General features: G+C 65.3%; 22 protein-coding genes and 1 tRNA gene. 12 read left to right on the top strand and 11 right to left on the bottom strand.

Annotation, left to right across the window (positions count from 1 at the left end; translation table 11 throughout):
• The first annotated feature begins 320 nt into the window (after positions 1–320).
• The 3 genes from NYR58_RS14145 to NYR58_RS14135 all read left to right on the top strand — a co-directional run bounded on the left by NYR58_RS14145 (position 321) and on the right by NYR58_RS14135 (position 3251).
• Complete coding sequence (locus tag NYR58_RS14145; RefSeq protein ID WP_261521577.1) at positions 321–1778, top strand: metal-dependent hydrolase family protein; 1458 nt, start codon at positions 321–323, stop codon at positions 1776–1778.
• A gap of 13 nt (positions 1779–1791) precedes the next feature.
• Positions 1792–2607 (top strand): porin, encoded by an 816-nt coding sequence (locus NYR58_RS14140; protein WP_261521576.1) that lies wholly within the window; start codon positions 1792–1794, stop codon positions 2605–2607.
• A 344-nt stretch (positions 2608–2951) separates the two neighbouring features.
• The gene (locus tag NYR58_RS14135; protein ID WP_261521574.1) at positions 2952–3251 is read left to right on the top strand and encodes a hypothetical protein; all 300 of its coding nucleotides are present in this window, start codon (positions 2952–2954) and stop codon (positions 3249–3251) included.
• 61 nt (positions 3252–3312) lie between these two features.
• Here NYR58_RS14135 and NYR58_RS14130 read toward each other — a convergent pair.
• Positions 3313–3402: transfer RNA gene (locus NYR58_RS14130), tRNA-Ser, on the bottom strand.
• 238 nt (positions 3403–3640) lie between these two features.
• On the opposite strand from NYR58_RS14130, the gene NYR58_RS20535 reads away from it, so the two are divergent.
• The 8 genes from NYR58_RS20535 (at position 3641) to NYR58_RS14090 (ending at position 11637) form a co-directional block, all read left to right on the top strand.
• The gene (locus NYR58_RS20535; RefSeq protein WP_315903342.1) at positions 3641–4825 is read left to right on the top strand and encodes a septal ring lytic transglycosylase RlpA family protein; all 1185 of its coding nucleotides are present in this window, start codon (positions 3641–3643) and stop codon (positions 4823–4825) included.
• A 103-nt stretch (positions 4826–4928) separates the two neighbouring features.
• Positions 4929–6086, top strand: a complete 1158-nt coding sequence (locus tag NYR58_RS14120; protein ID WP_315903341.1) for a D-alanyl-D-alanine carboxypeptidase family protein — start codon at positions 4929–4931, stop codon at positions 6084–6086.
• A 91-nt stretch (positions 6087–6177) separates the two neighbouring features.
• Entirely contained in the window at positions 6178–6831 is a 654-nt protein-coding gene (tmk, locus tag NYR58_RS14115) for a dTMP kinase (protein ID WP_261521573.1), read from the top strand.
• Positions 6824–7888 carry a DNA polymerase III subunit delta' gene (locus NYR58_RS14110; protein ID WP_261521571.1) on the top strand — a complete coding sequence of 355 codons (1065 nt, stop codon included), beginning with the start codon at positions 6824–6826 and terminating at the stop codon, positions 7886–7888. Before tmk ends, NYR58_RS14110 begins: the two co-directional genes overlap by 8 nt.
• A gap of 80 nt (positions 7889–7968) precedes the next feature.
• On the top strand, positions 7969–9528 hold the full coding sequence (gene metG, locus NYR58_RS14105) for a methionine--tRNA ligase (protein ID WP_261521569.1): 1560 nt from the start codon (positions 7969–7971) through the stop codon (positions 9526–9528).
• A gap of 5 nt (positions 9529–9533) precedes the next feature.
• A complete protein-coding gene (locus tag NYR58_RS14100; RefSeq protein ID WP_261521567.1) occupies positions 9534–10328 on the top strand; it encodes a TatD family hydrolase in 795 nt (264 codons plus the stop codon).
• A 2-nt stretch (positions 10329–10330) separates the two neighbouring features.
• Positions 10331–11149, top strand: coding sequence for an MBL fold metallo-hydrolase (locus NYR58_RS14095; RefSeq protein WP_261521565.1), 819 nt, complete (start codon positions 10331–10333; stop codon positions 11147–11149).
• Between the two features lie 17 nt (positions 11150–11166).
• The gene (locus tag NYR58_RS14090) at positions 11167–11637 is read left to right on the top strand and encodes a YbaK/EbsC family protein (protein ID WP_261521563.1); all 471 of its coding nucleotides are present in this window, start codon (positions 11167–11169) and stop codon (positions 11635–11637) included.
• A gap of 159 nt (positions 11638–11796) precedes the next feature.
• Here NYR58_RS14090 and NYR58_RS14085 read toward each other — a convergent pair whose 3' ends face one another.
• Positions 11797–13140 (bottom strand): MFS transporter, encoded by a 1344-nt coding sequence (locus tag NYR58_RS14085; protein ID WP_261521562.1) that lies wholly within the window; start codon positions 13138–13140, stop codon positions 11797–11799.
• Positions 13141–13337: 197 nt separating this feature from the next.
• On the opposite strand from NYR58_RS14085, the gene mazG reads away from it, so the two are divergent.
• On the top strand, positions 13338–14150 hold the full coding sequence (gene mazG, locus NYR58_RS14080; protein WP_261521560.1) for a nucleoside triphosphate pyrophosphohydrolase: 813 nt from the start codon (positions 13338–13340) through the stop codon (positions 14148–14150).
• A 6-nt stretch (positions 14151–14156) separates the two neighbouring features.
• On the opposite strand, the gene hflX is transcribed toward mazG, so the two are convergent.
• The 9 genes from hflX to dusB all read right to left on the bottom strand — a co-directional run bounded on the left by hflX (position 14157) and on the right by dusB (position 25750).
• On the bottom strand, positions 14157–15518 hold the full coding sequence (hflX, locus tag NYR58_RS14075) for a GTPase HflX (RefSeq protein WP_378074621.1): 1362 nt from the start codon (positions 15516–15518) through the stop codon (positions 14157–14159).
• Positions 15519–15767: an RNA chaperone Hfq gene (gene hfq / locus NYR58_RS14070; RefSeq protein ID WP_261521559.1), complete on the bottom strand. Its 249-nt coding sequence runs from the start codon at positions 15765–15767 to the stop codon at positions 15519–15521. It lies immediately after the preceding gene.
• 147 nt (positions 15768–15914) lie between these two features.
• On the bottom strand, positions 15915–16778 hold the full coding sequence (locus NYR58_RS14065) for a D-amino-acid transaminase (protein WP_261521558.1): 864 nt from the start codon (positions 16776–16778) through the stop codon (positions 15915–15917).
• Positions 16779–16817: 39 nt separating this feature from the next.
• Positions 16818–18194 (bottom strand): Trk system potassium transporter TrkA, encoded by a 1377-nt coding sequence (gene trkA / locus NYR58_RS14060; protein WP_261521556.1) that lies wholly within the window; start codon positions 18192–18194, stop codon positions 16818–16820.
• Positions 18195–18286: 92 nt separating this feature from the next.
• The gene (gene ntrX / locus NYR58_RS14055; RefSeq protein ID WP_261521555.1) at positions 18287–19648 is read right to left on the bottom strand and encodes a nitrogen assimilation response regulator NtrX; all 1362 of its coding nucleotides are present in this window, start codon (positions 19646–19648) and stop codon (positions 18287–18289) included.
• The gene (locus tag NYR58_RS14050) at positions 19638–21926 is read right to left on the bottom strand and encodes a sensor histidine kinase NtrY-like (RefSeq protein WP_261521554.1); all 2289 of its coding nucleotides are present in this window, start codon (positions 21924–21926) and stop codon (positions 19638–19640) included. The genes ntrX and NYR58_RS14050 overlap by 11 nt, the downstream gene beginning before the upstream one ends.
• A gap of 163 nt (positions 21927–22089) precedes the next feature.
• Positions 22090–23571: a nitrogen regulation protein NR(I) gene (gene ntrC, locus NYR58_RS14045; protein WP_261521553.1), complete on the bottom strand. Its 1482-nt coding sequence runs from the start codon at positions 23569–23571 to the stop codon at positions 22090–22092.
• Positions 23568–24707, bottom strand: a complete 1140-nt coding sequence (locus NYR58_RS14040) for a two-component system sensor histidine kinase NtrB (protein WP_261521551.1) — start codon at positions 24705–24707, stop codon at positions 23568–23570. Before NYR58_RS14040 ends, ntrC begins: the two co-directional genes overlap by 4 nt.
• Complete coding sequence (gene dusB / locus NYR58_RS14035) at positions 24704–25750, bottom strand: tRNA dihydrouridine synthase DusB (protein WP_261521550.1); 1047 nt, start codon at positions 25748–25750, stop codon at positions 24704–24706. Before dusB ends, NYR58_RS14040 begins: the two co-directional genes overlap by 4 nt.
• Positions 25751–25802: the final 52 nt, after the last annotated feature.

Below are 25802 nucleotides of genomic sequence, written 5' to 3'. Positions count from 1 at the left end.
GAGGTTGCGTCTCAGCGCCGGCGCACAAGGCAGGCGGATGCCGGCGCGAAAGAGCCATCGCCTCGGTAAAGGCGATGGCATCTCCGAAGCCCGACGAGGGCCTGAGGATCCGTCTTGAGCAGGGGAACAGTGCCGTCGCGGACCCGGTTTCCGGCGGCACGGATACAAGCCGTGGGCGTCTATAAAGACGATGCGATCGGGCTGATCATCATGCTGCAGAAAAACGAAACCATTCCGGGCGGTTTCCGGCGTTCACTTGCGAACCCGACATAAAGCAAGTATGGGTTCCATAGGGGATCTTTTCACAATCGAAGGGTGTCATGCAGCTACGCATCGGCAGAAAATATCAGAGCCTGGTGCAGGGGTTTGGCTGTGCTTGCCATACCCCGGCTTTTGCCAGAATCAACCATCGGTTGAACATGGGCTTGTCTCGTCGCTCTGTCCTGCGCGGCATCGCCACCACCTTCGCCGCTCTCTCTCTTACGCCTTCCCGAGTCTTTGCCCAGGAGCCGGCCAAGCCTTTGCTGTTCACCAATGTGCGCATCTTTGACGGCAAGTCGGCCAAGCTGATCGAAGGATCGAATCTGCGTATCTCAGGCAATGTGATCGAGGCGGTGCTGCCGGCCGGCGAAGATCCCGGCGACGTGGAGATCGTCGATGGCGGTGGACGGGTGCTGATGCCCGGGATGATCGATGCGCATTGGCATACCCTCATGGCAGCGATCCCTGAGGTACTGGCGCTTACGGCCGACGTGCCATACATCCACCTGGTCGCCGCCGAAGAGGCCGGGCGCACGCTGATGCGCGGCTTTACCACCGTTCGCGATGTCGGGGGCCCGTCCTTCTCACTGAAGCGTGCCATCGACGAGGGCAGGTTTCCGGGCCCGCGCATCTTCCCCTCCGGCGCCATGATCTCGCAGACGTCAGGCCATGGCGACTTCCGCATGCGCTACGAAGTGCCACGCCATTCCGGCAATGATCTGAGCCACCCGGAAGCAGCCGGCATCGCCGCCATTGCCGATGGCGTGCCCGAAGTGCTTCGCCGCGTGCGGGAGCAGCTTCTCCTCGGTGCGAGCCAGATCAAGATCATGACCGGCGGCGGCGTCTCCTCCACTTACGACCCGATTCACGTGAACCAGTTCACGGCAGAGGAGATCCGTGCCGCCGTGGATGCAGCGTCTGATTGGGGCACTTACGTCTGTACCCATGTCTATACGCCCGAAGGCATCCAGCGGGCCTTGCGGAACGGCGTCAAGTCGATCGAGCACGGACAGCTCGCCGACGAGGAAACCGTCAAGATGATCGCCGGGGAAGGCGCCTGGTGGAGCCTTCAGCCCTTTCTGGCCGATGAGGATGCCAATCCCAAATCCGAGCCGATCCAGCGCCAGCAGCAGAAGGACATTGCCCAAGGCACGGTACGCGCCTACGAACTCGGGAAGAAGCACAACGTCAACATGGCTTGGGGCACCGATATCCTCTTCAACCCGAAGGGCCCGCCCACCCAGGGCAAGCAACTCGCAAAGCTCTCCCGCTGGTTCGACAACGCAGACGTCTTGCGCATGGCCACCGGCCGCAACGGCGAACTCCTTGCGATGGCCGGCGAGCGCAACCCTTACCGTGCCAAGTTGGGAGTGATCGAGCCGGGAGCGCTCGCCGATCTGCTGATCATAGACGGCAACCCGTTGGAGGACATCTCTCTGATCGCCGATCCCGAGGCAAACATGAAGCTCATCATGAAGGATGGGCGCATTTACAAGAACACGTTGACCGCGAGCTGAGAGGATTGGCAACATGATCAAAGCGGCGATTTCTCCCGTCTTGGCCGCCGTGGTTGTTCTCCTTTCAGCAAGCCTTGCCCAAGGCGCGGATATGGCACCGCTGGAAGAGGCTCCCCGGCGGCCGGCAGCGCCGGGAACGGCCCCGTTCGGCTGGGTGTTTCAGGTCACGCCTTACGTCTGGGCTGCGGGCATGGAGGGCGATGTCTCACCGTTCCGGCGGGCCCCGACCGTGCATGTGGAAAAGTCGTTTTCCGATATTCTCGACGACCTCAACTTTGCCAGCTTCGTCAATTTCTGGGCGCGCAATGATCGCTTCGTCGTTTCTGGCGACGTGATATACGTCAATATTACCGAAAGCGCGACAACCGGACCATTGCCGATCATCGGTGCCGTCAGGGCCGATTACGATACGACCCAGTTTGCCGCCACGCTGCAGGCTGGATACCGGGTCTATGATACGCCGCAGTTCACCTTCGATCTCATGGGCGGTGCGCGATACTGGCGCATCTGGAACGATCTCAACGTTCACGTGACCGGCCGGACATTCAAGCTGGAAAGCGAGTTCGACTGGCTGGATCCGGTCATCGGTGCGCGCGCCCATTTTCATCTGACCGACAGGTTCTCCATTCTCGTCCAGGGTGATGTCGGCGGCTTCGGAGTGGGCTCCGATTTCACCTGGCAGATGCTTACGACAGCCAATTACTCGTTCAACGACAAGCTTGCGCTTTCCGCGGGTTACAAGGTCTTGTCTGTGGACTACGAGGACGATGGACATGTATTCGACACCACGCTGTCCGGTCCGGTTCTGGGCATGACTTTCCGGTTTTGAGCCGGGGAGAATGTCGTCGCGAGCGCTGCCTTGCGTCCCTGCGAAAAGCATCTCTCTTCGCTCCGTCGTCATTCGGCTGCAGGAAAGCGTCAATCCCGGCGCGGTGAACCGCGCCAGGATTGCCGGAGGCTCCAATGTTTTTGGGGAGCGCGTGTTGCTCCGGTTCATGGAATCGATTGCGGCCTGACTCGCGGCGCGCTGTCTGACTGCCCGGCCGCAGGAGCTTCAATAGTGAAACCCAAGCCGCTTCGGTCGTCCGGGGCGGCGTTCCCAATTCTTGGCAGGTTGCCGCTTGCTTTTTTGGTGGTTCGCTGATCGCGCTGAAAAAAACCAGGGGCGAACAGATGCCGTGGTACATGATCAGACTATCGCAAAGGGATGTCGCAGCCGACAAGGGCACTGCTATCCTCGACGCATATTCTGCCGGATTAATGAATGATCCTTCCGCCGTGGAGGCCGCGGTTTATGATCGACGTTCCGATGACGATGGAGTTACTTATTTTCTGTCCCCCACTGCGGCCCGCATCATGAGCGCTCACTTGAACGATCCCGGTGCGACCGAATGCGATGCACCAGCGAGTGAGGATGGGCTCGACCTGGTCGCAGGCGACCGCAGCAAAGCCGAGTCTCCACAGAAAAGATGATGGCTCTCGGTATGGCACGGCTATGAATGGAAACATAACCTGCTGTTTTTTATTAATGTTGTGGCGGAGGAGGTGGGATTCGAACCCACGAGACGGTTGCCCGCCTGCCGGTTTTCAAGACCGGTGCCTTCAACCACTCGGCCACTCCTCCGGCCGAATCCGTGTAGGCGCGAACGGGTGTTATTGCAAGCAGGCGGCGGGAAAAGGGTGGCGCCCCGTCCATTTCTTGTTTTCGCCGTTTTCCCGCCATATTGATTGATTCACATTCTGACAATGATTTCGTGCCCATGAGCTGGGGGCGGCGGCTGGGTGCTTGCGGTTTTTGCCGGCGGGGCCGGCGTGAAGGCGGTTGATTGGGTTTTCAAGGGATTGCCCGGGGAAAGGCGTTCATGAAGCAAGGCAGGAGGGGGGCACCGGGGCGGTGGCGTTTCGGCATGGCGGCGACGGCGGCGTGTGCGCTGCTTGTTGCCGGTTGCGCGGAAACCACGCCGAAGGTCGGCCTCGGCAATACCGATACGAAGGAATATTTCTCCGAAGCCGAATATGGCGTGAAGGCGAGCCCCCGCATGGCCCATGATGCCTCGGGCCTGCGCCGCGGGGGCGGGCGCTATCACATCGGCAAGCCCTACAGGATCAAGAACCGCTGGTACCATCCCAAAGAGGATCCGGACTATGTGGCCGAAGGAACGGCCTCGTGGTACGGCGCGGCCTTCCACGGACGGCTGACCGCCAATGGCGAAGTCTACGACATGACGCACCTCACCGCGGCCCATCCGACCCTGCCGCTGCCGAGCTATGCGCGCGTCACCAATCTCGAAAACGGCAGCTCGGTGATCGTGCGCATCAACGATCGCGGGCCCTTCGCGCGCGGGCGCGTGATCGACCTGTCGAAACGGGCCGCCGAGCTGCTCGACTACCACCAGGACGGTGTGGCGCGGGTGCGGGTGGAATATGTGGGGCCCGCACCGCTGCACGGACAGGACGATAGCTTTCTTCTCGCCTCGTACCGGCCGGGTGGCCGGACGCCCGATCCTTCCGACGGGCTGGCCTCGGGCGTAATGGTGGCCATGAACGGGCCGACGCCTTCCCGGGCCGTGCCGCAGGCCACCACCGCCTTTGCCGGTCTGCCGACAGCGCGGCAGGCGCAAGGCAGCACGGCGCTGCCGGTCATCGGCCCCGTTCTGCCTGACAGGCCGCACACTGCACCCGAGCTGGCCGCCCATGAACTGGCGCTGCTCTCCTATGCCGACAGGCGGGTGCGTCGTGCTGCCGACGCCTTCGACGCCGTTCTCAGGCCTGGGCTCGATGCCGAGACCCTGGCTTCATGGGGTGCGGAGCGCACGCAGGCGCCGGGCTCTTACATCAATCTGGGCGTTTGGAGCTCGCGCGCCGCGGCGGACCGGCTTGAAGATGCCCTTTCCGCCTATGGCGAGGTCCGCATCGAAGAGACCCGGCAGGCGGGCAGGCGCGTCTACGCGCTGTCGCTCGTGCCCGCGCCGGGAGGCGACCTCGACCGCGCGTTGCGTGCCGCCTGGGCGGCGGGTGCCGCCGACGCCTTCGCGGTGCGCGGCTGATCCTGCACCGCGTTGAACCCGCGCCGGCCAAGGCGCGGTTGGCGCTGCGCCTCATCCGTGCTTAAACCCTCTTCAAGCTTCGCGGACCGACGGGGAGGGTGCGTTGCCGCACGATGTCAGGCGATGGGCGCCGCTTGTGGCTGTCCTTCTTCTGTTGTCCCCGCCTGCCATGGCGGAGGGCTTTCAGTCCAAGGCGCCGCGCGCCTTCATGATCGACGCGGCCACCGGCGCCGTGCTCTATGCGAAGGGAGCCGACGAGCCCTTTCCTCCGGGCTCGCTTGCCAAGCTCATGACCATGGAGCTTGTCTTCCGCGACCTCAAGCAGGGGCAACTCTCCCTCGAGCAGACCTTCTTCGTGAGCGAGCACGCCTGGCGCACCGGCGGCGCGCCCTCGCGCCTTGCGACCATGTTCGCGGAGGTGAAATCCTCCGTGCCGCTGGAGGCGCTGATACGGGGTGCCGTCGTGCAGCTTGCAAACGATGCCTGCATCGTGATCGCCGAGGCAATGGCAGGCTCCGAGTCGGATTTTGCAAGGTTGATGAATGCGCGTGCCCGCGCTTTGGGGCTGGAAAGCTCGACCTTCGTCAACCCCACCGGCCTGCCAGCCGAAGGGCAGCAGGTGACGGCGCGCGAGATCACGGCTCTGGCGCGCCATCTGTGGCTCGAATACCCCGCCTACTATCGGTATTTCGCCGAACCGGCCTTCGAGTGGAACGGCATCTACCAGCGCAACCGCAATCCGCTGCTGGCGCTCGAGGTCGGCGTCGATGGGCTCGTCGCCGGCCATGCCGATCAATCCGGCTATGCCATCGCGGCCTCGGCCCGGCAGGGAGGGCGGCGGATCTTCGTGACGCTCAGCGGTCTGGACAGCGCCGAAGAGCGGTCGGAGGAGGCGCGCAGCATCATCGAGTGGGGGCTGCGCGGTTTCGAGGAGCGCCGCCTCTTTGCCAACGGCGAGACGGTCGGCGAGGTGGAGGTCTATGGTGGCGGGACGGATCGCCTGCCGGTGCGCACGGCGCGCCCACTCTCGCTGCTGGTGCCGGTCGAAGAGCCCGAACGTCTTACGGCGCGCATCGTCTATCGCGGACCGGTGCCCGCGCCGGTGGAGGAGGGGGAGGAGGTCGCCACGCTGCAGATACGCCTCGACGGCACGCTGAGCCGCGAGGTGCCGCTTCACGCCGCCCGGTCGGTGGAGCGCGGCAGCCTGCGCCAGCGGGCGCTCGAGGCACTGGGCGAGCTTCTGCTCGGCTGGCTGCGCTGAACCTGCCGGCATTTCGAGACGCGGTTGGATTTTCCCCGCCGGCGCGACTATGAAGAGCCGAGCATATGGGCCGACAACGGACGGAGGCAGCTTGCCGCGCGGGTTTTTCATCACGTTCGAGGGGGGCGAGGGGGCAGGCAAGTCCACCCACATCCGGCTGCTTGCCGAACGCCTCGAAAAACAGGGCCACGAAGTGGTCGTGACCCGTGAGCCGGGCGGCTCGGCGGGGGCGGAGGCCGTGCGCCACGTGCTTCTGTCCGGCGCGGCGGAGCCCTTCGGCCCGGCGCTGGAAGCCCTCCTTTTCGCCGCCGCGCGGCTCGACCATGTGGAACAGGTCATCCGCCCGGCAATCGGGCGAGGCGCGGTGGTGCTGTGCGACCGCTTCGTCGATTCTTCGCGCGTCTACCAGGGCGTGACCGGCGGGCTCGACCCCGATTTCATGGCGCGGCTGGAGCGCGTGACGGTGAACGGGGTGATGCCCGATCTGACGATCATCCTCGACATCGACCCGCAGGAGGGGCTGCGCCGGGCGACCGAAAGGCGTGGCGAGGCAGGGGCCGACCGTTTCGAGAAGGAAACACTGGAGATCCATCGCCACAGGCGCGCCGCCTTTCTGGACATCGCCGCCAGAGAGCCGCAACGCTGCGTGGTGATCGACGCCTCGCGGCCGCGCGCGCAGGTGGCCAGGGCTGTCGCGAAGGCCGTGGAGAGGGCGATGGGAAGGGAAGGGCTGGACAATGTTTGAACGCACGGCCCCCGAACAGCACGACAGCCTGCCCGACATTCCCGAGCCGGCAGAGAACCCGCTTCTCTTCGGCCACGCGGAGGCGCGCGCGATGCTCGCCGCGGCCTATCGCGCCGGCAAGCTGCACCATGCGCTGCTTTTTGCCGGCCCGCGCGGCACCGGCAAGGCGACGCTTGCCTTTCATCTGGCCAATCATCTTCTGGCCCATCCCGACCCCGCGGCGGCGCCTGCGCGGCTGGAGGCGCCGGACACGCAGGCGCAGACCTTCCGGCTTCTCGCGCGCGGCGCTCATCCCGGTCTTCTGCACCTCACCCGGCCCTTTGACGAGCGTGGAAAGAAGTTCAAAACCGTGATCACGGTGGACGAGATCCGCCGCATCAGCCGCTTCCTCTCGATGACGGCCTCGCATGGCGGTTATCGCATCGTCATCGTGGACCCGGCCGACGACCTGAACACCAGCGCCGCCAATGCGCTGCTCAAGAATCTGGAGGAGCCGCCGGCGCGCACCCTGTTCGTGCTGATCGCCCATTCGCCCGGCCGGCTGCTGCCCACCATCCGCTCCCGCTGTCAGACGATCAAGCTGCAGCCGCTGGAGGCGGCGACGCTGGAGGATCTGTTGCACCGGCTGGACGCGCCGTTGCCCGAGGATGGGCAGGAGAGAAACCTGCTTGTCGAGCGGGCGGGGGGAAGCCCCCGCAGCGCCATTCTGCTTACCCAGTTCGGGGGGCTGGAGATTGCCCAGACCCTTGCACAGGCAGCAGAGGGGCGCCGCTTCGACCTGGCCGAGGCGTACCGGCTGGCCGAGGCCGTGGCGGCGCGGGACGCCCAGGTGCAGTTCGACATCTTCAACCGCCTGGTGAGCGACCGCCTGGCCGAGGCCGCGACACAGGCGGCAGAGGCAGGAGACCTCGGCAGGGCGGCACGCCTGGCGACGCTTTGGGAGGAGACCAGCGACGCCGTGCGCCAGACGGAGACCTTCAATCTCGACCGCAAGCAGCACGCCATGGGGCTGATGCGGCGGCTTCACGAGGCGCTTGGCGAAATGCCTGCCTTGTGAAGCGGTTCGATGCATGGCATTCACCACGGCGATGCGCTATCTGGGCGCCAGCCAATCTCGACACCGGACAACCATTTCCCATGACGCGCGAGACCTTCTACATCACAACCGCGATTTCCTATCCCAATGGCAGCCCGCATATCGGCCATGCCTACGAGCTGATTGCGACCGACGCCCTGGCACGCTTTCAGCGCCTCGACGGCAAGGACGTCATGTTTCTGACCGGCACCGACGAGCACGGCATCAAGATGCTTCAGACGGCGCGCAAGGAGGGGCTGTCGGCGCGCGACCTGGCGGAACGCAACACGCCGCAGTTCCAGCGCATGGCAGAGGTGCTGGGCGCCTCCAACGACGATTTCATCCGCACCACCGAGGAGCGGCACAGGAAGGCCTGCCAGGCCATCTGGAAGGCCATGGCCGGGAACGGCGACATCTATCTGGGCAGCTATTCCGGCTGGTACTCGGTGCGCGACGAAGCCTATTACGGCGAAGAGGAGACGGAGCTGCGCGAGGACGGCGTGCGCTACGGCCCGCAGGGAACGCCCGTGGAGTGGGTCGAGGAAGAGAGCTATTTCTTCCGCCTCTCGGCCTATCAGGAACGGCTGCTCAAGCACTACGAGGAAAACCCGGACTTCATCGGTCCGGCGGAACGGCGCAACGAGATCGTGAGCTTCGTGCGCTCCGGCCTGCGCGATCTTTCCATCTCCCGCACCACCTTCGACTGGGGTGTGCCGGTGCCGGGCGACGAGAAGCATGTGATGTATGTGTGGGTGGACGCGTTGACCAACTACATCACCGCGCTCGGCTATCCCGATACCCACGGCGAGAGGTGGCGCTACTGGCCGGCGGACGTGCATGTGATCGGCAAGGACATCACCCGCTTCCACGCCGTCTACTGGCCGGCCTTCCTGATGTCGGCTGGCCTGCCGCTGCCCAGGCGGGTGTTCAGCCACGGCTTCCTCTTCAATCGCGGGGAGAAGATGTCGAAGTCTGTCGGCAATGTGGTCGATCCCTTCACCCTGGTGGAGCATTACGGCCTCGACCAGGTGCGCTACTTCTTCCTGCGCGAGGTGCCCTTCGGACAGGACGGCAGCTACAGCCACGAGGCGATCGCGGGCCGCATCAACGCCGACCTTGCCAACGATCTGGGCAATCTGGCGCAGCGTTCGCTGTCGATGATCGCCAAGAACTGCGGCGGCAAGGTGCCTGCGCGCGGCACGCTGGCCGAGCCTGACAAGACCATCCTCGCGCGCGCCGAGGCAGCGCTGGCCGCCGGGCGCGAGGCGATGGGCCGGCAGGCGATTCACGCCGCGCTTGCCGCCGTCTTCGAGGTGGTGGCGGAGGCCAACCGCTACTTTGCCGGCGAAGCGCCCTGGGCGCTGCGCAAGACGGATCCGGCGCGCATGGAAACCGTGCTCTACACCACGGCCGAGGTGCTGCGCCGGCTGGCCATTCTCTGCCAGCCCTACATGCCAGGCTCGGCGGCCAGGCTGCTCGACCTTCTGGCCGTTCCGGCGGAGGGACGTACCTTTGCCGACATCGGCGAGGCGCATATGCTCGTGCCCGGCACACCGTTGCCGCCGCCGGCGCCCGTCTTTCCACGCCATGTGGAGGCCGAGGAGACGGGGCAGGGGAGCTAGACGCCATGCTGGTCGATAGCCATTGCCATCTCGACTTTCCCGATTTCGAGGAGGAACGGGACGAAATCGTGGCCCGCGCCGGCGAGAGCGGCGTGGGCCTGATGGTGACGATCTCCACCCGCGTGGCAAGATTCGAGGACGTGAAGGCAATTGCCGAGCGCTATCCCAACGTCTTCTGCACCGTCGGCACGCACCCGCACAATGCCGGGGAGGAGATGCATGTGACAGCCGATGACCTGGTCAGGCTTGCTGAGCATCCCAAGGTGGTGGGCATCGGCGAAGCGGGGCTCGACTACTTCTACGACAAGTCTCCGCGCGAGGCACAGGCGCAGGGTTTCCGCACCCACATCGAGGCGGCACGGCGCACCGGGCTGCCGCTCGTCATCCATGCGCGCGATGCCGATGACGACATGGCGGCGATCCTGCGCGAAGAGGCGGGGAAGGGGGCCTTCCCCTTCATCCTGCACTGTTTCTCCTCCGGCCCAGCGCTGGCGCGCACGGGCGTGGAGCTCGGCGGCTATATCTCCTTTTCGGGCATCCTGACCTTCAGGAAGTCCGAAGCGCTGCGCGAAATCGCGCGGGACGTGCCGCGCGAGCGGCTTCTGGTGGAGACCGATGCGCCCTATCTGGCGCCCGTGCCGCACCGCGGCAAGCGCAACGAGCCGGCCTATGTGGCCCATACCGCTGCACTTTTTGCCGAGACCATCGGTGCGACACCCGAGGACGTGGCGCAGATCACGACAGCCAATTTCTTCCGCCTCTTCACCAAGGTGCCGCGTACGCTTCAGGAAGGGGCCTGACCTTGGCGGACCGGCTGCGGCTTACCATCCTGGGCTGCGCTTCCTCGCCAGGCGTGCCGCGGATCAACGGCGACTGGGGCAATTGCGACCCGGCCAACCCGCGCAACCGGCGCAGCCGCGCGGCCGCGCTCGTGGAACGCATCAGGCCGGACGGAGGCACCACGCGGGTGGCCATCGACACCGGGCCGGACTTCCGCGCCCAGATGATCGCAGCTGGCGTGACGCATCTCGACGCCGTCGTCTACACCCACCCCCATGCCGACCACATCCACGGCATTGACGATCTGCGCGGCTTCGTGCTGGTACAGAACAGGCGGATGGACATCCACGCCGACGAGCCGACACTGAAGCGCCTGCGTGAAGCCTTTGCCTATTGCTTCGAGACACCGCCCGGCAGCAACTATCCACCCATCGTCACGCCGCATCTCATCCGTCACGAGGCGCCTTTCGCCATCGAGGGGGCGGGCGGCGTTCTCACCTTTGTCCCGCTGCCGCAGGTTCACGGCGACATCCGCTCTCTGGGCTTTCGCATCGGTCCGTTCGCCTATTGTTCCGATGTCAACGACTTCCCGCCCGAAACCGTGCCGCTGCTGGCCGGTCTCGATCTCCTGGTGATCGACGCTCTGCAGCACCGCCCGCATCCCAGCCATTTCTCGCTTTCCGAGGCGCTGGAGTGGATCGAACGGCTGGCACCCAGCCGCGCCGTTCTAACTCATATGCACACGCCGCTCGACTATGACGCCGTGCGGCGGGAGACACCCGATCACGTGGAGCCGGCCTTCGATGGCATGGTGATTGAAAAAGAGATTTCATCCATTTGAAAAAATAGAGGTTTCCTATGTCGAAGAGCATCAGGCGCGTGGCCGAGGCCGCAGCCCGGGCCGGCCTGGAGATCGAGATCCGGCGCATGGGCGAATCGACCCGTACGGCCGCCGAGGCGGCCCGGCAATGCGGCTGTTCGGTCGAGCAGATCGTCAAGTCGCTGATCTTCGCCGGCGAAGACTCCGGCAGGCTCTATCTCTTTCTGGTCTCCGGCAGCCGGCAGCTCGACCTGGAGAAAGCCGCATCCGTGGCCGGCGAGAAGCTGGTGCGCGCCGATCCGCGCAAGGTGCGCGAGGAAACGGGCTTTGCCATCGGCGGCGTTTCACCGCTCGGTCACGACGAGACCGTGCGCCGCTATGCCGACCGAACGCTGCTCGGCTTTCCCATCGTGTGGGCCGCCGCCGGCGCCCACGACGCCGTCTTCGCCGCAGAACCGCGGGCGCTGATCAACGCAGCAAAGGCCGAGGTGGCCGACATTGTGACGTGACGGAATGACCAGCAGGAAGGGCGCGGTGCAGGGCTGAGTTCCATAATCCATATTATGCGACTTTTGTTTTTTGATGCGAGAGTCGCCGCCTCTGCCCTCTGGGTCGAACCCGCGAGGAAGCGCAGCCACAAACCCAAGCCTTGATTGCGCTCTGTCTGTTCAATTCACCGGTCTTCTGCTGTCCCAGGCAAGCGCAGGCCACGCAGGGTGGAGATCATCGATCACGAAGGCATGGACGTGGCTCCTGCCGGAGAGCGCCCGGCCTTCAGCCCAATGGGGATGGCCGGGTGGGAGTTCATCGTGGACATGCGGGAGCGCCTCGGGGTCGGCGGCAGGCCAGAACCAGAATGCAGCGCCGGCCGCCACCGTTGCCAACGCGCCGAGCATCAGCGCCGTTTCCGGAAGACCGATGGTAGCGCCAGCCCACCCCGCCAGCGGGTAGGTGACCAGCCAGCAGGCATGGGAAAGCGCGAACTGCGCAGCGAACAATGCCGGACGGTCCTCCGGGTGTGCCGAGCGCCTCAGCAGGCGGCCGGACGGCGTCAAAGCCAGGGAGTACCCTGCGCCGATCAGAAACCACAGCGCCACAAGCGTCGCGTAATCGGCGAGCATCGACGCCGCGAATGTCCCAGCAGAAAGCATGACGACGCCGCCGAGCATGGCGGGGCGATCCCGTATCTGTTCGAGCAGGCGCGGCAGGACCACAGCAACAAGCATGGAGCCGCCGCCGAAGCCGGCCAGAGCCAGCGCCGTGTGGCTCTGGCCAAGGCCAAAGGCACCCTGCACGTAGACCACCGTATTGACGATCACCAGGGCTCCGGCGGCAGCCACCGCCATGTTGACGGCCAGGAGGCCGCGCAAGCGCGGCGTCGCGCGATAGATGCGCAGGCCGCGTGTCACCCGTTCGTAGAAGCCGCGCGCCCTGCCCGCCTTCGGATCGGGGAGACGAACCGACAACACCAGGGCCGCGGAGGCAAGGAAACCAAGCGCCGTGCCGGCAAACAGGCTATGGAAACTCATCACCGCCAGCAGCGCCGCTGCCAGCATGGGGCTGATGAGACTTTCCAGATCGTAGGCCAGGCGCGAAAGTGACAGCGCGCGCGTGTATTGCCGCTCATCCGGCAGAACGTCCGGGATCGTAGCCTGGAATGTGGGCGTGAAAGCCGCCGAGGCCGACTGCAGCACAAAGATGAGCACATAGACCTGCCAGACCTCCGTCACGAACGGCAGCAGCAATGCGATGAGCGCACGCACGAGATCGAGGCTCACCAACATGGCACGCCGGGGCAGCTTCTCGGCAAATGCTCCCGCCACCGGAGCGACGCCCACATAGGCGACCATCTTGATGGCGAGTGCAGTTCCCAGAACCACACCGGCGTTGCCTCCCGCCAGATCGAAAGCCAGAAGCCCGAGCGCCACGGTGGCAAGTCCCGTGCCGAGAAGGGCCACCACCTGGGCCAGAAACAGGTGGCGATAGATGCGGCTTGAAAGGATTCCGAGCATGGGGCCCCTGGGATATGTCAAGGATCGGATATCGTCGCGGCCACCCCCCAAGCGAGCAATGAAAGCGGGATGCCACGGACCGCAGCAGTATAGGTGCCGTCCCTGGCGCCGTGAACCCGAATTCGGCCTGGATGAGCGGCTTGAGAATGAGCGCGCGGCGCGCTACGGCTTGTCCACCAGCCAATGGAGCCGCACCCATGGAGCCATCCAAGAACATCTCGCGCCTCATCGAAATCATGGCCGCGTTGCGCGATCCCGAGACGGGCTGCGCGTGGGACGCCAAGCAGACCTTCGCGACCGTGGCGCCCTACACCATCGAGGAAGCCTATGAAGTGCTCGACGCCATAGAGCGCGGCGATATGGGCGACCTGCGCGAAGAGCTGGGTGATCTCCTGCTGCAGGTCGTGTTCCACGCGCGCATGGCCGAGGAGGCCGGCCATTTCGACTTCGGCGACGTGGTCGAAACCATTACGACGAAGATGATCCGCCGCCATCCGCATGTCTTTGGCGATGCCGAGGCGCGCGAGGCCGGCATGGCCAAGGGCATGTGGGAGCGCATCAAGGCCGAGGAGAAGGCCGAGCGCCGGGCACGCCGCAACGGCGCCGAGCAGGAGCACAGCGGCTATCTCGACGACGTGACGCGCGCCCTGCCCGCACTCATGCGCGCCCTGAAGCTGCAGGAAAAGGCGGCACGGGTGGGCTTCGACTGGGGCGCGCCCGAGCCGGTTCTCGACAAGATCGAGGAGGAAGTCGCCGAGTTGCGGGAAGCGATGACCGAAGGCCGGCAGGCGGCCGTGGCCGAGGAGTTTGGTGACCTGCTGTTTGCGCTGGTCAACCTCGGCCGACACCTCCAGCTCGACCCGGAAGTCGCACTGCGCGATGCCAATGAAAAGTTCCGCCGCCGCTTCAACGCCGTCGAGCGGGGGCTTGCCGCGGAAGGCAAGGCGCTGGGCGCGGTGTCCCTTGCGGAGATGGAGGGCATCTGGCAGCGCGAGAAAAACGCGAGCTGACGAGCTTTAGATACTGTTATTGCTCGACAATTTTCTCTTCAGCTCTTCCTGTGCAGCACCTGTGGCGCGCAGGCGGATGGTGATGCTGCCGTCCTCGTGATTCTCACGCGCCGTCACCTCGCCGTGCCGATAGATCCAGTCCACGAGCCCCATCTGATCGGCCGGGAGGGTGAAGGAAGTCTCCGAAAGCCGGCCGGCGACGCGTTCCTCGATCAGGCGCATCAGATCGTCGATCCCCTCGCCCGTCACGGCCGAGATGGCGATCGGCGGCGCGGCATTGGCCTTGTCGCGCAGAAGCCGCTCGCGGTCGCTGTCGGCCAGCCGGTCGATCTTGTTCCACACCTCGATGACGCGGCTTGTGTCGGCGGCATCAACGCCGAGACTTGCCAGCACCTCTCCGACATCGCCCGCCTGGGCGACGGTATCGGGATCGGAGATGTCACGCAGGTGGATGACGAGATCCGCCTCCACCACCTCCTCCAGCGTGGCCCGGAAGGCGGCGACCAGATGTGTGGGCAGATCGGAGATGAAGCCCACCGTATCCGACAGGATGACCACGGTGCCATGTGGAAAGCGCACACGCCGCAGGGTCGGGTCGAGCGTGGCGAACAGCATGTCCTCGGCCATCACCGAAGCGCCGGTCAGCCGGTTGAAGAGGGTCGATTTGCCGGCATTGGTGTAGCCAACGATGGCGACCACCGGAAACGGCACCTTGCGCCGCTTGGCGCGGTGCAGATCGCGGGTGCGCCGCACCGTCTCCAGCTCGCGCCGGATCCGCACGATGCGATCCTGCAGAAGGCGCCGGTCCGCCTCGATCTGCGTCTCGCCGGGACCACCCATGAAGCCGCCGCCGCCGCGCTGGCGCTCCAGGTGTGTCCAGCTTCTGACAAGCCGCCCGCGCTGATACTCCAGATGCGCAAGATCGACCTGCAACCGGCCTTCCTTTGTGCGCGCACGGCGGCCGAAGATTTCCAGAATCAGGCCCGTGCGGTCGAGCACCTTGGCCTTCAGCGCGCGTTCCAGATTGCGCTGCTGGACAGGGGAAAGCTGATGGTCGACGATGACCACCTCCGCCCCCGCCTCCTCGACGACGGCCGCAATCTCCTCGACCTTGCCGGCGCCGATCAACGTGGCCGGGCGCGGGGCGGCCAGCATGATCGCCTCGCTGTGGACAATCTCCAGATCGATCGCCCGGGCTAGCCCCATCGCCTCTTCGAGGCGTGCTGCGGGGGCGCGTGTCAGGCGTGCAGCGCCCTCGCCCCGGGCTGCGTTCAGCACCGGCGTTATGACGACGGCTCTCGTAACCTCGCCGGCCGTTGCCCCGTCATTCCGGCGTGCACCGCCGGCAGCCCTTGTGTTCTCTGCCAATCAGCCTTCCCGACCGCTTTCCTCGGCATCGTAGAGCTGCACCGGCTGGCTCGGCATGATCGTGGAGATGGCATGCTTGTAGACGAGCTGCGAGTGGCCGTCACGGCGCAAAAGAACGCAGAAGTTGTCGAACGATGTTACCACGCCAGTCAGTTTTACGCCGTTGATCAGGAAAATCGTCAGCGGGTTCTTGCTCTTACGAACGGTGTTGAGGAACAGATCCTGCAAATTCTGCGAACGGTCCGCCATTGTTCTTTTCTTTCACCATCCCCTGCGCATCGCATGGCAGTAGCGCAAATGTCACCCCGCCCTGTCAAGCGCGGTGTTCTCTGCTGCTGCCACGCGCCCGCAATCGTTCAACATCGAAGCCGGCTGGCTGTACGGCCTTGAGGGTTATCAGGCAGGACTTTTTTCCGCAATGTCAAAAAACGCTCTGCGCAGATCAAGAGTCAGCGAGCCGGGATGGCCGTTGGCCACCGGCTTGCCGTCGATCTCCACGACCGGCATGACGACGGTGGACGCAGCCGTGATGAAAGCCTCGCGCGCACCCTGCGCTTCCTCCACCGAGAACGATCTTTCCTCCACCTCAAGCCCCATCCGGGCTGCCAGGTCGAGCACGCCGGCGCGCGTGACGCCGCGCAGGATGCCAAAATCGGCAGGCCGCGTAACCAGCTTGCCCTCTGCGGTCACGATCCAGGCGTTGGTGGCTGCCCCCTCCTTCACCATGCCGTCGGAATCGACGAACCATGCCTCGGCAGCGCCCGCCTCGCGCGCCTTCTGCCGCGCCAGCACGTTGGGCAGGAGTCCCACCGTCTTGATGTCGACCCGCTCCCAGCGGTTCTCCGGCACGGTGATGACCTTGATGCCCGTCTGCGCCCGCTTTTCCGCCGCCTCTTTGTCGAGGCGCTTCGCCGTGACGACGAGCGCCGGCCTCGTGCCGGGCGCGGGAAAGACGTGATCGCGCGGCGCGACACCGCGCGTGACCTGCAGATAGACGAGCCCATTGGCCACGCGGTTGCGCCGCACCACCTCGCGCATGATCAGCTCCACCGCCTTGCGGCGCATGGGCCAGGCAATGGACAGTTCCGACAGGGAACGGTCGAGCCGGTCGAGATGGCGTGTCATGTCGACGATGAAGCCGCGCGCCACCTCGCAGACCTCATAGACACCGTCGGCGAACTGATAGCCCCGGTCTTCGATATGCACTGCCGCCTCGGCATGGCGGACATAGCGGCCGTTCACATAGGCAATGCGCGGCATGTCTTCTCCCTCAGTGAAATGAACCCCTGCGGCGGACGCTCAGAAATACTCCAGGCTGACGCGGAAGAGCTGTTCGACCTGCCGCACAGCGCTTTCCAGCGCAAAGATGACGACGCGGTCCTTCGGCTTGATGCGCAATGCGCCGCTCGGCTTGATGAACCTGCCTTCGCGATACACGGCACCGATGCGCATTCCATCCGGCAGATCCTGCTCGCTGAGCGGCAAGCCCACCAGCGGCGAGGTTTCGAGCGCCTCGGCCTCGATGACCTCCGCTGCCCCCTTTTGGATGTTGTGGACGGCGCGAATGCGGCCGCGGCGCACGTGCTGAAGCACCTTGGAGATGGTCACGGCACGCGGGTTCACATGAGCGTCGATGCCGAGGGTCTTGGCGAAGTCGTGATAGGTCGGGTTGTTGATCAGCACCAGGTTGGATTTGCATCCAAGACGCTTTGCAATCACGCTGGACAGGATGTTGACCTGGTCGTCATTGGTGAGCGCGACCATCAGGTCCGCATGGTCGACATCTGCCTCCAGGAGCAGCTTCTGCTCCAGCGCGCTGCCGTGCAGCACGACCGTGCGGCGCAGATCGTCGGCGATGGCCACGGCGCGCTCGCGGTTGCTCTCGATGATCTTCACCTTGGTGCGGCTGCCCTTCTTCTCCAGCGAGCGGGCAACATAGCGGCCGATATTGCCGCCGCCGGCAATCACGATGCGCGTGGCTTCCGTCTCCTCGTGCCCGAACAGGCCAAGGGTGCGGCGCACCTGGTCCTTCGTCGTCACCACATAGGCCATGTCACCGGCCATGAGCTGATCCCGCGAGTGGGGAACGAACAGGCTGCCGCCGCGCGACACGCCGACCACGGTGGACGGCAGATCGGGAAACAGCTCCGTGAGCTGCGCCAGCGGCGTGTCGATCACCGGGCACTCCTCCTGGCACTCGATGGCAACCATGGCCACCTGCCCGTCGGCAAAGGCCACGACATCCGTGGCACCGGGAAGCGCGATGCGCCTCAGGACCATCTCGCCCACCTCGCGCTCAGGCGAGATGATCACGTCGATGGGCAGGTGATCGCGCGAAAACAGGTCCATATAGTGGGACTGGAGATAGGACTGGGAGCGGATCCGGGCCACCTTTGTTGGCACATTGAAGAGCGAATGCGCCACCTGGCAGGCCACCATGTTGACCTCGTCATAGAGGGTGACGGCGATGATCATGTCCGCCTGCTGGGCACCGGCTGCGGCCAGCACCTCCGGGTGCGCGCCATGGCCGACGAAACCGCGCACGTCGAGCGTGTCGCGGATCGCGCGGATAAGCTCCACCGACGTGTCGATCACCGAGACGTCGTTCTGCTCCACGGAAAGCTGCTCGGCAATGCCGTAGCCCACGCGCCCGGCGCCGCAGATGATGACCTTCATGCGCTTCTGGTCCCGTCAAACGAGGAAACAGCCGGCAGAGACGGCACGGCGTGCCGGCAAATCCCTGCTTGATCCGCCTGTTGCCTCAACACCTATACTCCCAGCGACTTCAGCTTGCGGTGCAGCGCCGAGCGCTCCATGCCGATGAACTCCGCCGTGCGCGAGATGTTGCCGCCGAAGCGGTTGATCTGCGCAAGAAGGTATTCCTTTTCGAACATCTCACGGGCCTCGCGCAAGGGCAGCGCCATGATATGCTGGTCCGACTGGTTCGGCACACGCGGCATGACGTCGCCGATCTCGGCGGGAAGCAGGCTGGCGGTGATCGGCGCATCGCCCTCCTCGCCGCGGGTGAGAATCAACAGCCGCTCGATATTGTTGCGAAGCTGGCGGACATTGCCGGGCCAGTTGTGCGCCTGCAGAACGGCCATGGCATCCTCCGCCAGGCGCCGCGGCTTTATGCCCACCTGGGTGGCGATCTGCTGCATGAAATGCTCGACGAGCAGCGGAATGTCCTCCCGCCGCTCCGACAGGCCCGGCACCGCAACCGGGACAACCGCCAGCCTGTGATAAAGGTCCTCGCGGAAGCGGCCCTCGGCAATCATCTGTTCCAGATTGCGGGCGGTGGAGGAGATGATGCGCACATCCACCTTCACCCGCTTGGTGCCGCCCACCCTCTCGAACTGTTGATCGACGAGCACACGCAGGATCTTGCCTTGCGTCTCGCGCGGCATGTCGGCCACCTCGTCGAGATAGAGGGTGCCGCGATGCGCCTCTTCGAGCGCCCCCACCTTGCGCTCGGCGCCGTTCGACTCGGTGCCGAACAGCTCGATCTCCATGCGCTCGGGCGTGATGGAGGCCGCGTTGACGGAGACGAAGGGCCCGTTGGCGCGCTGCGAAAGCGCATGGATGGCGCGCGCCGCCAGCTCCTTGCCGGAGCCCGAGGGGCCGATGAGCATGATGCGGCTGTTCGAGGGAGCCACGCGCTCGATGGTCTGGCGCAGGGCGTTCATGGCGGGCGAATTGCCGACGAGGTCGAAGCTTTCGCCACTGCGCTTCTTCAGGTCCATGACCTCGCGCCTGAGCTTGGAGGTCTCCAGCGCGCGCTCGCAGATGAGGATGAGACGGTCGGCCTTGAAGGGCTTCTCGATGAAATCGTATGCGCCGCGCTTGATGGCCGAGACCGCCGTCTCGATGGTGCCATGGCCGGAGATCATCACGACCGGCAGATCGGGATGCATCTCCTTGATCTTGTCGAGCAGCGCCAGCCCGTCCAGCGTCGAGCCCTGCAGCCAGATGTCGAGCAGAACGAGCCGCGGCACGCGCTCGGCGATGGCTGCAAGGGCCGCATCGCTGTTGCCGGCGGTGCGCGCCTCATGCCCCTCGTCGCTCAGGATTCCGGCGACAAGCTCGCGGATGTCTTCCTCGTCGTCGATGACCAGTATGTCAGACGCCATTGTCGACCTTTTCCGTCTTTCCAGAAGAATTGTCCGCCGCCTGTCCGCCGGCGCCCTCCTCTGGCGCTGCCGGCAGAATCATGCGGATCAACGCGCCCTTCCCGCCGTGAAAATCGGCTGGCGCATCATGGAGCTCCAGCTGTCCCCCGTGGTCTTCGATAATCTTCTTGACGATGGCAAGGCCGAGGCCCGTGCCTTTCTCGCGCGTCGTCATATAGGGTTCGAGCAGGCGCTGGCGGTTTTCCCGCGGCAGGCCCTTGCCGTTGTCCATGACGGCAACCTCTATGTTTTCGCCGGCCCGGCGCGCGGTGATGCGGATGATGCCGCGCAGCTCGCCCTCCTCGCGGGCCGCAGCGTCGATGGCCTCCGCAGCGTTCTTGATGATGTTGCCGAAGGCCTGGCTCATCAGCCGCGTGTCGAAACGGCCGATCAGCGGCTCCTCCCCCAGATCGCGCTCCATGGTGATGTCCGTGCGGCTGACCTCGATGAGGAAGGAAGCCTCGCGCAGCGGCTCTCGCAGGTCAAGCCGCTGGATGTCGGGCTTGGGCATGCGCGCAAAGGCGGAAAACTCGTCCACCATGCGGCCGATGTCGCCCACCTGGCGGATGATGGTGTCGGTGCACTGGTCGAAGACCTCGCGGTCCTCGGTGATCACCTTGCCGTAGCGGCGACGGATGCGCTCGGCGGAAAGCTGGATGGGGGTGAGCGGGTTCTTGATCTCATGTGCGATGCGGCGCGCCACATCCGCCCAGGCGGAAGCGCGCTGCGCCTGCACGAGGTCGGTGATGTCGTCCACCGTCACCACATAGGAGCGCTCCTCCGTCTCCTCGACGCTTTCCTCGGTGGTGATCTGCACGTTGAAGGTGCGCTCCGCGCCGGCGCGGTAGAAGGTGACCTGATCGCGGTAGACCTCGCGATCGGAGGTGCGCCCCACCTCGAACACGCGACCGATCTGCGGCAAAACGGCAGAGAGGTTGCGACCGATCGCGTTGTCGGCCGAAATCGCCAGCATGGTCTCGGCGGAGGGATTGACCATGGTGACCGTGCCGCGCGCATCGACACCGATCACACCCGCGCTGACGCCGGAAAGCACGGCCTCGGTGAAGCGACGGCGCTCGTCGATCGTGTCGCGCGCGGCGATGAGCTGGTCGCGCTGGGTCTTCAATTGCAGGATCATCTTGTTGAAGGTGTCGCCGAGCGAGGCGACATCGCCATCGGAAGCGCGCACGGGCACCGCCACGTCGAGATTGCCGGCGGAGACCGCGCCGGCAGCACCGATGAGCTGCCGGATCGGCCTCACCAGCCGGTCGGCCACGGCAATGCCCGTCCAGATCGCCGCCAGAACGATGGCCAGGGTGACGATGAGATAGAGCAGCGCGAAGGCCACCTGCGTGTTGAAGCGGTTTTCTTCGAGGGAGCGATACTCGCCCGTGTTCTCAGCCACCAGACGCTGCGCCTTGATGAGCTGGGGATCGAGCTCGCGCAGTGCGTAGAGATAGGCGTCCGGGATCTCGCGCAGCCGGACGATGGCGCCGATCAGGTTGCCCGGCGGCAGATCGAACAGCACGGGCCGGCCTTCCGCAGCCCGCTGAAGGGCGCCTTCGGGCGGAGCGGGCACCTCGATCGAATCGGGCATGTCGGCGCCCATGATGACCTCGCCCTCCTCGCGCATCAGCACCGCCTGGGCCAGGCCGCGCACCACCGCCTGCTGGGTGAGCCGCTGGCGAAAGCCGGTGCGATCCAGGCTGTAGTAGGAACGCAGGCGGTCAAGGTCGATCGCCATGGAAAGCGTGGTGCCCTGGAGGTTGCGCGCATGGTCGAGCACATAGGCTTCGGCGATCGACAGGGAGGACTGCACGATGACGCGCGTGCGAAGCTCGAACCAGCGGTCGAGGCCGAGATCGAGCGTGATGGAAGCGACGATAGCCACCAGAATGGCCGGAATCGCCGCCACCAGCGAGAACATGGCGACGATGCGCACATGCAGCCGCGAGGCCGCCCTGGCCCCCTTTCGTGCAGTGTAGATGCGATGGGCCTCGCGGCCGATGAGCACCAGAAGCAGAAGTACGAAGGCGGCATTGATGGCGATCAGGGCGAGCGTGGTGTCGGCGTCGGGGGTGAGCGGCGTCAGACCGAGCAGCACGGCAAAGGAGACCGCCGCCGTCGCCAGCGCACCGGCTGTTGCAAGAATGCCGGGCCATGCCATCAGCCGGCGGCCTTCCCTGGCCGCGGATTGATGGTCCCGCTCTCCGGTTATGGCAGAAGCCTGTGTGCTCATCTCATTGCCTGTCTGGCGGCGCAAGCGCCGGGCACCCCATTCGGGCGACCCCATATGCGTTGCAGGTATGCAACGCAATGTGGCGACTTTGCAACGTTTGCCCATTTCACAGTGGTGAAAAGGGGAAATTAGGGCAATTTTCAGGGGATTTCCGCTCCCTGCCCTATCCCGACACCGGCTCGCCCGAGGGGTGCTTGGAGGCGCGGTACACATCCACGCCCAGCTCGCGGATCTTCTTGCGCAGCGTGTTGCGGTTGAGGCCCAGCAGCTCCGCAGCGCGGATCTGGTTTCCCTGCGTGGCAGCGAGCGCGGCCAGCACCAGCGGATATTCCACCTCGGCGATGATGCGGTGATAGAGCCCTGGCGGCGGCAGCGCGGTTCCGAAGCTGCGGAAGTGGCGCTGCAGATACTGCTCAACGGCCTGGCCGAGGGGCATGTCCTCCGGCAGCCCCTCGCCGGTGCGCGGCGTCTCGATGGACGTGGCGCCGCGCAGCTCGCTGGCGATGATCTCTTCGGTGATCACGTCCTGCGGATAGAGCGCAGCCAACCGGCGCACGAGATTCTCCAGCTCGCGCACATTGCCCGGCCAGGAATACTGCATCATGACGCCGAGCCCGCCCTTGTCGATGCGCTTGGACTGCAGCCCCTCCTTCTCCGCCTCGGCAAAGAAGTGGCGCACGAGATCGGGAATGTCCTCCACGCGCTCGCGCAGCGGCGGCAGGCGCAGGGGAACGACGTTCAGCCGGTAGAAGAGGTCCTCGCGGAAAAGGCCCTGATTGATGAGGGCACGCAGGTCCTTGTTCGTGGCGGCCACGATGCGCACGTCCGTCTTGATGGGCGTCCGCCCGCCGACCGTCGTGTACTCGCCCTGCTGCAGAACGCGCAGCAGGCGTGTCTGGGCTTCCATGGGCATGTCCCCGATCTCGTCGAGGAACAGCGTGCCGCCCTCCGCCTGCTCGAAACGGCCCGAGGAGCGGTGCTGAGCGCCGGTGAAGGCGCCCTTCTCGTGGCCGAAAAGCTCCGACTCGATGAGGTCGCGCGGGATGGCGGCCATGTTGATGGCCACGAACGGGCCGTTGCGCCGGCGCCCGAACTCATGGAGCGCGCGCGCCACCAGCTCCTTGCCGGTGCCGGACTCGCCGGTGATCATGACGGTCAGATCCGTCTGCATCATGCGCGCGAGCATGCGGTAGATGTCCTGCATGGCCGGCGAGCGGCCGATCAGCGGCATGGATTCCGGCTGCTCGCTGGCCCGCGGCTGGGCAGGCTTGCCCTTTGGCTCGGCCAGCGCACGACCGACAATGCCGAGAAGCTCCGTCAGGTCGAAAGGCTTCGGAAGATATTCATAGGCTCCCACCTCCGAGGCGCGGATGGCCGTCATGAAGGTGTTCTGGGCGCTCATCACGATGACCGGCAGGTCCGGGCGCAGCTTGCGGATGCGCGGCAGCATGTCGAAGGCATTTTCGTCGGGCATCACCACATCGGTGATCACGAGATCCCCCTCGCCCGCCGAAACCCAGCGCCACAGGGTGGCGGCATTGGACGTGACCCGCACATGATGACCGACACGCGACAGGGCCTGGTTGAGGACGGTTCGGATGGCCGCGTCGTCATCGGCGACGAGAATGCTGCCTTGCACGCTCATGGCTTGGCTTCCGTTGTCTGCTCCGTCTGCGTCTGTTCGCGCCAGGCCGGCATGAGAATGCGGAATGTGGTGCCGCGGGAGGATGAATCGCATTCGATCACGCCGCCATGGGCGCCGACGATCTTCGCCACCAGCGCAAGCCCGAGCCCCGAGCCGTTCTGCTTGGTGGTGATGAAGGGATCGAAGATGATAGCGCGGATGTCTTCCGGCACGCCGGGGCCGTTGTCGTGGACACAGAACTCCATGGGCAGCGAGACGCGCTCGCGGGTGCCGGGCACGGAAAAGCGGATTCCGGGCCGGAAGGCCGTGGAAAGCCGGATCTCGCCGCCGCTCCTGTCGCCGATGGCCTCGGCGGCGTTCTTGATGAGGTTCAGGAAAACCTGGATGAGCTGATCCCGGTTGGCCAGCACGGGCGGCAGCGAGGGATCATACTCCTCGACGATCGGGATATGGCTGGCAAAGCCGCTGGACGCCAGCGCCTTCACATGATCGAGGATGACGTGAATGTTGACCGGCTCGCGGTCCACCGGGCGCTCGTCGGAGAAGACCTCCATGCGATCGACCAGCTTGACGATGCGGTCCGTCTCCTCGGTGATCAGGCGGGCAAGCGCCCGATCCTCGTCGGAGACGACATTTTCCAGAAGCTGTGCGGCCCCGCGGATGCCCGACAGCGGATTCTTGATCTCGTGTGCCAGCATGGCGGCAAGGCCGGTTACGGAGCGGGCCGCGCCGCGGTGCGTCATCTGGCGGTCGATCTTCTCCGCCATCGAACGTTCCTGAAACATGATGACGACACAGCCGGGCAGCTCCGCGACCGGTGCGACATAGATGTCCACCACCTTGTCGGTGCCGAGGCGCGGCGAAGAGATATCGACGCGATATTCGTTGACCGGGGCGCGCCGCTCGCGCACCTGTTCGACCAGGGTGAGCAGCGGGCTGCCGAAGGGCACGAAATCGGCCAGCCGGTTGCGCGCCAGCATCGTCGCGCTGAGACGGAAGAAATCTTCCGCCTCGGCATTGGCAAATGGGATGTGCCCCTGCCTGTCAACCACGATGACGGGATGGCCGATGGCGTCGATGGCGAGCTGGGCGACATTTGCCAAGCCATCGCCGGGAAGCGGGGAACCCGTATTCATGCGACCATCCTTTGCGGTGCGTCGGGCGCGGCGAAGGCCGTTGCAAGCAGGCGCAGAACCCTGGCAGGTTCCGTCTCGGTCACGATGGCGGTGCGCATCGCCGCGCCCGCCTCGCCGCCATGCCGCTCCAGATACCAGCCCAGATGCTTTCGTGCATGGCGCACGCCTTGTCCCACCCCGTAGTGGGCCAGCATGTCCTCGTAGTGGGCGGCAACATAGTCGGCCATATCGCGCCCGCCGCACGGAACGCCCGGCGCCTGACCGCCGGCTGCATGGTGGGCAAGCGCGCCCGCCGTCCACGGAGCGCCGTAATGCGCCCTGCCGATCATCACCGCATCGGCACCCGACTGGGCGAGCATGGCCTCGGCTTCCACCGCCCCGCAGCAATCGCCATTGGCGACGACGGGTATGGAGACGGCCTGCTTCACGCGGGCGATCGCCCGCCAGTCGGCCCTGCCCTTGTAGAACTGGCAACGCGTGCGCCCGTGCACCGTGACCATGGAAACGCCCACTTCCTGCACACGACGCGCGATCACCGGCGCGTTGAGACCGTTTTCATCCCAGCCGAGCCGCATCTTCACCGTCACCGGAACGCGAACGGCTTCCACCACCGCCTCGACGAGCGACAACGCAAGGTCGGGCTCGCGCATGAGCGCGGAGCCGGCATAGCCGCCAGTCACCTTCTTGGCGGGGCAGCCCATGTTGATGTCCACAATATCCGCCCCCTCGCCCACGGCGATGCGGGCGGCCTCCGCCATCCAGCGGGCCTCGCGACCGGCGATCTGCACCATGTGGACATCGATTCCGGGGTGACGACGGATACGCCGCGCGCTTTCTGCGCGGCCGCGCGCCAATTCGCCGCTCGCCACCATTTCGGAAACCACAAGGCCCGCCCCATGAGCATGCGCGCGCAGGCGGAACGGCAGATCCGTTACACCGGACATGGGCGCCAGGAAGACGCGGTTGCGCAGCGTGACGGGTCCAACCTGCAAGGGCTGCGAGAGTATCTTCACAGGATTTTTGCTCAAAAAGAAAGCACTCATCTTTCGTGCTTAATTCTTAGACACAAACAATGGGACGCGCAACGGGCTTGCC

This window comes from Chelativorans intermedius, from assembly GCF_025398255.1.
Taxonomy (GTDB): Bacteria; Pseudomonadota; Alphaproteobacteria; order Rhizobiales; family Rhizobiaceae; genus Chelativorans; species Chelativorans intermedius.
The sequence above is the reverse complement of the archived record's forward strand: the minus strand, read 5'-3'. Positions and strand labels throughout refer to the sequence as shown.

Excerpts from the sequence above, each read along its gene's own strand:
- NYR58_RS14140 (WP_261521576.1), top strand. The coding sequence starts at position 1,792 with ATGATCAAAGCGGCGATTTCTCCCGTCTTGGCCGCCGTGGTTGTTCTC.
- NYR58_RS20535 (WP_315903342.1), top strand. The coding sequence starts at position 3,641 with ATGAAGCAAGGCAGGAGGGGGGCACCGGGGCGGTGGCGTTTCGGCATG.
- NYR58_RS14050 (WP_261521554.1), bottom strand. The coding sequence starts at position 21,926 with ATGAGCACACAGGCTTCTGCCATAACCGGAGAGCGGGACCATCAATCC.
- NYR58_RS14110 (WP_261521571.1), top strand. The coding sequence starts at position 6,824 with ATGTTTGAACGCACGGCCCCCGAACAGCACGACAGCCTGCCCGACATT.
- dusB (WP_261521550.1), bottom strand. The coding sequence starts at position 25,750 with ATGAGTGCTTTCTTTTTGAGCAAAAATCCTGTGAAGATACTCTCGCAG.
- NYR58_RS14040 (WP_261521551.1), bottom strand. The coding sequence starts at position 24,707 with ATGAATACGGGTTCCCCGCTTCCCGGCGATGGCTTGGCAAATGTCGCC.
- ntrC (WP_261521553.1), bottom strand. The coding sequence starts at position 23,571 with ATGAGCGTGCAAGGCAGCATTCTCGTCGCCGATGACGACGCGGCCATC.
- NYR58_RS14065 (WP_261521558.1), bottom strand. The coding sequence starts at position 16,778 with ATGCCGCGCATTGCCTATGTGAACGGCCGCTATGTCCGCCATGCCGAG.
- ntrX (WP_261521555.1), bottom strand. The coding sequence starts at position 19,648 with ATGGCGTCTGACATACTGGTCATCGACGACGAGGAAGACATCCGCGAG.
- metG (WP_261521569.1), top strand. The coding sequence starts at position 7,969 with ATGACGCGCGAGACCTTCTACATCACAACCGCGATTTCCTATCCCAAT.
- hfq (WP_261521559.1), bottom strand. The coding sequence starts at position 15,767 with ATGGCGGACCGTTCGCAGAATTTGCAGGATCTGTTCCTCAACACCGTT.
- NYR58_RS14145 (WP_261521577.1), top strand. The coding sequence starts at position 321 with ATGCAGCTACGCATCGGCAGAAAATATCAGAGCCTGGTGCAGGGGTTT.
- NYR58_RS14135 (WP_261521574.1), top strand. The coding sequence starts at position 2,952 with ATGCCGTGGTACATGATCAGACTATCGCAAAGGGATGTCGCAGCCGAC.
- trkA (WP_261521556.1), bottom strand. The coding sequence starts at position 18,194 with ATGAAGGTCATCATCTGCGGCGCCGGGCGCGTGGGCTACGGCATTGCC.
- mazG (WP_261521560.1), top strand. The coding sequence starts at position 13,338 with ATGGAGCCATCCAAGAACATCTCGCGCCTCATCGAAATCATGGCCGCG.
- NYR58_RS14085 (WP_261521562.1), bottom strand. The coding sequence starts at position 13,140 with ATGCTCGGAATCCTTTCAAGCCGCATCTATCGCCACCTGTTTCTGGCC.
- NYR58_RS14090 (WP_261521563.1), top strand. The coding sequence starts at position 11,167 with ATGTCGAAGAGCATCAGGCGCGTGGCCGAGGCCGCAGCCCGGGCCGGC.
- NYR58_RS14100 (WP_261521567.1), top strand. The coding sequence starts at position 9,534 with ATGCTGGTCGATAGCCATTGCCATCTCGACTTTCCCGATTTCGAGGAG.